Annotated in this window: 1 protein-coding gene and 1 pseudogene; both read right to left on the reverse strand. The window is 37.3% G+C overall.

From position 1 onward, the window contains the following. Positions 1-644: 644 nt before the first annotated feature. On the reverse strand, positions 645-3890 hold the full coding sequence (locus ACFIJ7_RS08450) for a YadA-like family protein (protein WP_375645051.1): 3246 nt from the start codon (positions 3888-3890) through the stop codon (positions 645-647). A gap of 1103 nt (positions 3891-4993) precedes the next feature. Beyond that, positions 4994-5395 (reverse strand): annotated as a pseudogene (locus tag ACFIJ7_RS08455) (YadA-like family protein); the annotation flags it as partial. Between the last annotated feature and the right edge of the window lie 235 nt (positions 5396-5630).

Consider the following 5630-nt stretch of genomic DNA (forward strand, 5'->3'; position numbering starts at 1 on the left):
AGAATGAGTCTTACTAAAGACTATTTTTATAGTTTTATAGACTGTTGAGTAAAATAGCAAGAAGAAAATGAATTTAATTATTTTTACAGAATGAGTCTTTCCGATTTATACAATCGTGAAATATCCTTATAACTTTAAAATTCATAGATTCCATGCATTATAGACTTGTCTAGAGCTTCTGTTTCATAGTTTGTTTGAGGTATCCCATTTTGATCAAAATGAGTCTTACTCATAATTGCCGCTGTTGCATACCTCATGATTGCTACTGCTATGTACAGAGCAAATAAGTAAAATAATAAAATGGGATTTTTACTTTTTTAAACGTATCCCCCCAATGGATATTTTCTATCAATGAAATTATAGAACGTACAGTTTTAAAATACTGTGCGATTACGCACTCTATCAATTTATATGAGAGTATTACTCTGTATTTGTAAAATTTTTGTTAAAGTGCTTCACTTCTCATTAAAATAAATCTCACTAAGATTCTTACTATAGAATATATTGTTATGAGACTTTATAAGTATACTACTCTATGGCTTTCTCTGTAAAATATTACTTCTCTATAATATAAAATTTCGCCCTTGTCTGATGAGACAAGGGCGAAACTTCGCTTAAATTGTAGTTTTTCATATACTCTGATATTATCTTAATTTCAGAGTTATTCCACCACCTACGCCCCACTGACCTCCGGCACTGGTTGCTGATAGATTAGAGCGAATCTTGCCATCTTCAGATGTATAACCTGCACCAATAGCAAAGGCAGATTGGCCACGCCAAAAACCACCACCAAATGAAACACTTACAGATCCTGGATCATCGAAGTAACGTAAGTTAGACACTGCCAAACCAATCGCTGCTGCTTGCCTTGCCTCTTTGCGCACATTCGTAATATCATAACTTAGTGCGTCAAACTTCATATCGGTATAGGATTTCGCCTCGTTAATACTATTATTGACAAGACCGTTAACTTGATCATCCGTATACTTTTTCGCTTCAGAAAGAGTAATCTTCATCTGCTCCTCGGTATAATCATGTAACTGACCACCATTCACTACGTCCTTAGAGCCTTTTTTAATTTCTCCATCTTTAACATTAGTAATCAAAACAGGTTCACTGTCATCGGCACCTTTTAGAGTGATGCTATTGGTTTTCTTTCCGCTTTCTTTATCAACATCATAGCTAACCGCAAGATTCACCTTGTTTTCCACTTCTGTTACCTTGGTTTCAACTGCTGCTACCTTGTTTTCAACTGCTGTTACCTTTTCATTCGTCGTCCAGAGCTGTCCTGCATTCACGGCGTCTGTTGAATTTTCTACAAGAGCACCCTTCTCTACATTGACAATCTTGCTGGGCTTACCATCATGACTAGCGTCATACCCTTCTTTTCCTGCGTCCCATGGGAATCCATTGGAGGCTACGCTAGGGGTTTCCTTCTGTTCAACAGCCTCAAGACGTGTATTGATCGCCAACATGCTCTTACGTACACCATCAAACGCGGAAGCTACATCATTATATTCTTTCGACATAACACCGACGTCACCAAACTCCATAACCCTAAAGGTTGGAGCTGTCCATAGGTCATCTTGTTCATTATATCGAGCATTACCACCGAAATAAGTAGCAATATTTTTGCTGACATTATAAAGTTGAGAACCATTGATTGCTTCGTCTGAGTTAGCAGAAATATTACCATTCACAAGACCAAAAAGACTCCGTTTTTTACCTGAAGTAGTCATAAGACTTACTTGAGTTGATTCTATGTCAGGAGAAATAGTTACCGGAGGCAGAGTCCCATCATCACCCATGGCATATTCCTCTTCATCCATGACAAGAGATAAGCTTCTCATAAAAGGAAAGCCTTCTGCAATAGTAGGATAGCTTACACCAATACCGTTCAGAACCCGCTCATTCAAACCTGTTAAAGTACCATTAAGGCCAGCAAATGCAGCTGCAACACTCGTATACGTGTTCTCAGTCTCATTACCTTTCTCATCAAAGGCTTTAATTGTGAAAGTAGGAGCACTCCAGTTTCCACTTTCATCATATCCAGCACCACCGCCAAAATAAGTAGCAATCTGGTTGTTCATCGAATAGAGCTGAGAACCAGTTACAGCATCAGTCGACGTTTCTGAAATCTCACCATCAGCAATACCAAAAAGACGCCGGCTTTCACCTTTACTATTCATAAAACTTACTTGAGTTAATGGTGAATTAGGAGCAACAGCTATCGTAGTGGGAACCTTAACATCACCTAGAGCACTAGGTAAGGTTTCCACAGATAAGCTTCTCATAAAAGGAAAACCTTCTGAGATAATATCCGAATAATCATCTTGAGATTCTCGTTTAACTTCTTCAATACCAGGACGACTGTTTATATCAACAATCTGATTATTAAAAGTTGTCAAAGCACTATTTACGCCAGCAAGTGCAGCTGCAACACTCGTATACGTGTTCTCAGTCTCATTACCATCCTTATCAAAGGCTTTAATTGTGAAAGTAGGAGCACTCCAGTTTCCACTTTCATCATATCCAGCACCACCGCCAAAATAATTTGCAAATGCCTGAGACATATAATAAAGCTGGCCACCATTTACTGCTTCGGTCGATGTTTTCGTAAATGCACCCCCCTTAACACCAGAGAGAACTCGTGGGGTATTAATATTGTTTGCAATATCTATTCTATCGCCACTTTTGCTTCCCCCAATGGTAATAAGCCCAGCGCTATTTTGCTTAATAAAACTATCGCCTGTCCCATTAATGACTATATTTTCAATCTTTTTATCAAGATTTGTAAAAGAACTATTTACACCAGAAAGTGCCTCCGCAACATTTCCATATTGCGTTTCAGCTCCATTACCATTCTCATCAAAGACTTTAACTGTAAAAGTAGGAGCATTCCACTTTCCATCTTCACCATATCCAGCATCACCACTAAAATAGCCTGCAACGACATTGCTCATGGAATAAAGTTGAGAACCATTTATCGCATCAGTGGATGCTGCTGTAATAGAACCAGCATTAACACCGGAAAGAGTCCGTGCCGCATTATCAACGCTTGCAATACTTACGTTAGCTCCACTTACTGCTCCACCAATGGTAATAAGCCCTGTATCATCTTGCTTAACAAGACTATTCCCTGTCCCATTAATGACTATATTTTCAATCTTTTTATTAAGATTCGCAAAAGAATTATTCACGCCACCAAATGCATCTGCGACACTCCTATAACTTTTGTGTGTCTCATTTCCATACTGATCAAAGGCTTTAATCATAAAAACAGGAGCTGACCACCTTCCATTGCTATAGTAGGCACCACCACCCAAAGAATCAGCAACCCCAGAGCCCAAATTATAAAGCTGGTTACCATTGACTGCTTGATCTGATCTTGGGCCAACCATACCATCACGAACACCCATAAGAATTCGCGACTCACGAGAACTATTTGCAAAGTCTACTGCAATGCCGTGTGTGTTCGCACCAATTATAATTGTCCCTGCGCTATTTTGCATAACATACTTATTGGAAACTAATTGATTAATTTTATTATCATATTGATTAAATTTATTATTAATATTCGCATTAACTTCATTCTTCCATCGCTGGAAAGAATCTCCCACACCAGCAAACGCAGAGCCAACATCTCTATACACGTTACCGTCAATCACATAGGTTGGCGCAATACTTTTCAGTATATTTGTACCACCACCAAAATACTTCGCTACATTACCCCACGTATCACAAGCAGAAACAGGAGAAGCATTTGATAAAAAGACAGCTACTGACACTAATGAAAGCGTTCTAATAAAAGGTAATCCATGAGACGAGCAAGAATTTTTTAAATTACTCACTGCTAGCGTGTGTGGTGTGGTATATGTTTTTTTCATCATAAATTCTCCAAGTAAGAAAAATATTAAAAACATTAAAAAGACATATTCCGGTGCTACTAGGCTCCAGGGTTTGTTTTTTTTCTTGTTTTATAAAAGATTAGGGTTGTCATAATAAGGAAGAGGACTATTTAAGATATCAATGAGATTGTGGTCGGCGTTGATTGATAGCCCAATTAATAAGGTTTTTATTTCCCCCTTTTACGGAGGATTTTCTTTTTTTAGCAAAGCCTTTAAATTTAAAGGTGAAGAAGGGTAAAAGAAGTGTGAATAAAACATGTTTGCGTACTATTGTTAGGTGTTGTGTGTTGAAGAGGCAATAAAGGGTGTTTATTGCGGAGGAGGGTTAGGTTGTTTGATGAGTGATTTAGAGCATTTTTTGTAGGGTTATTGTGCTTTTGTCGTAAAGATAAGCGAGATATCCCTGAGCTTTAGATGTGTGTCTCTTAAAGCTTTCTGAAATAAGATAATAGTGATTGTGTGATTTCTTCATGATTTACCGCACCCCGCTTTGCGAAAAGATTCTTAGTGTCTTTTAACTAATCCTTTGCATTCTTACAGACTTTAAAAAAAATAGCAAGGAAAAAAATGATTTAATTATTTTTTATATAATGCGTCTTGCTGATTTATGAAATAATTCTAAAATTCATAGCCTCATTGTTTACACTTTGGGCTTTTATAAAAGTGCTGGTGCATCGTTATGCTTTAAATACCCCTGTTTTGATCAAAGTGAGATTATTTAAGCATTCCAGCTGCTGCATACGAAGAAAATAATAAAAATAGTAAAAAATGAGATTTTTTATTTCTTCAAGCATACCCCCCAATGGATATTTCTATTAATAAAATTATAAACCGTACAGTTTTAAAATATTGTGCAATTGCGCGCTCTATTAATTTATATGAAGACATCACTCTGCATTTGTAAATTTTTTTGTTAGAATGCTTCACTGTAACTAAAATCTGTCCCACTAAGATTATTACTACAGAATAACATTGTTATAAAACTTTATAAGTATACTACTCTATGAATTTCTGTGTAAAATATCACTTCTTTATAAAATTTTTACCCTCGTCTGATGAGACAAGAGAAAATGCATTTTTTATCGTTAATTCAGCGGTGAGTTTACTCCTGCACTTACCCCAAGTAACTCCCTGCACTCATGACAGATCGGTTAGAGCGAATGAATCCGTCCTCTGATGTATAACCAGCACCAAAGGCAAATGCGGATTGACTGCACCATAAAACCCGTACCAAATGAAACACTCAACTTCCCTAGTGTATCGTTGTAATGCAAACCTGCCACTGCCAAACCAACAGCCGCTGCTTGTCTTGCTTCTTTCCAAACATCTTCAATGGCGTAACTCAACGTTTTAAACTTCATATCGGTATAGGATTTCGCCTCATTAACACCATTATTGACTATAGTATTGACTTTCTCATCCGTATACTTTTTAGCATCATCAAAAACTGTCTTAATCTGCTGCTCACTGTCATGTAACAACCAACCAGCCCCCTCCACGACTTCTGTCAAATTTGCGTAAAACACGCCACTCTTCACACCTTTTCTCTGTTTTATTTTCAATATTAATGCTGGCATTATTATTTGTGGGAACCGTTCTTTTAATCGTGTAACCCTTTTCGCTCCTGTCTTGTATAGACAGGAGCGTTTTTGAAAATAATAGTAGTGAATTTTATTAATTTAGAGTTAAGCTTAATCCGACACCTACACCCCAGCGCCCTCC

It is taken from the genome of Bartonella sp. MR100HLJHH, from assembly GCF_042194215.1.
Classification (GTDB): Bacteria; Pseudomonadota; Alphaproteobacteria; order Rhizobiales; family Rhizobiaceae; genus Bartonella; species Bartonella grahamii.

Bases quoted from the DNA above. Each gene is read 5' to 3' on its own strand.
- ACFIJ7_RS08450 (WP_375645051.1), bottom strand. From the start codon at position 3,890: ATGATGAAAAAAACATATACCACACCACACACGCTAGCAGTGAGTAAT.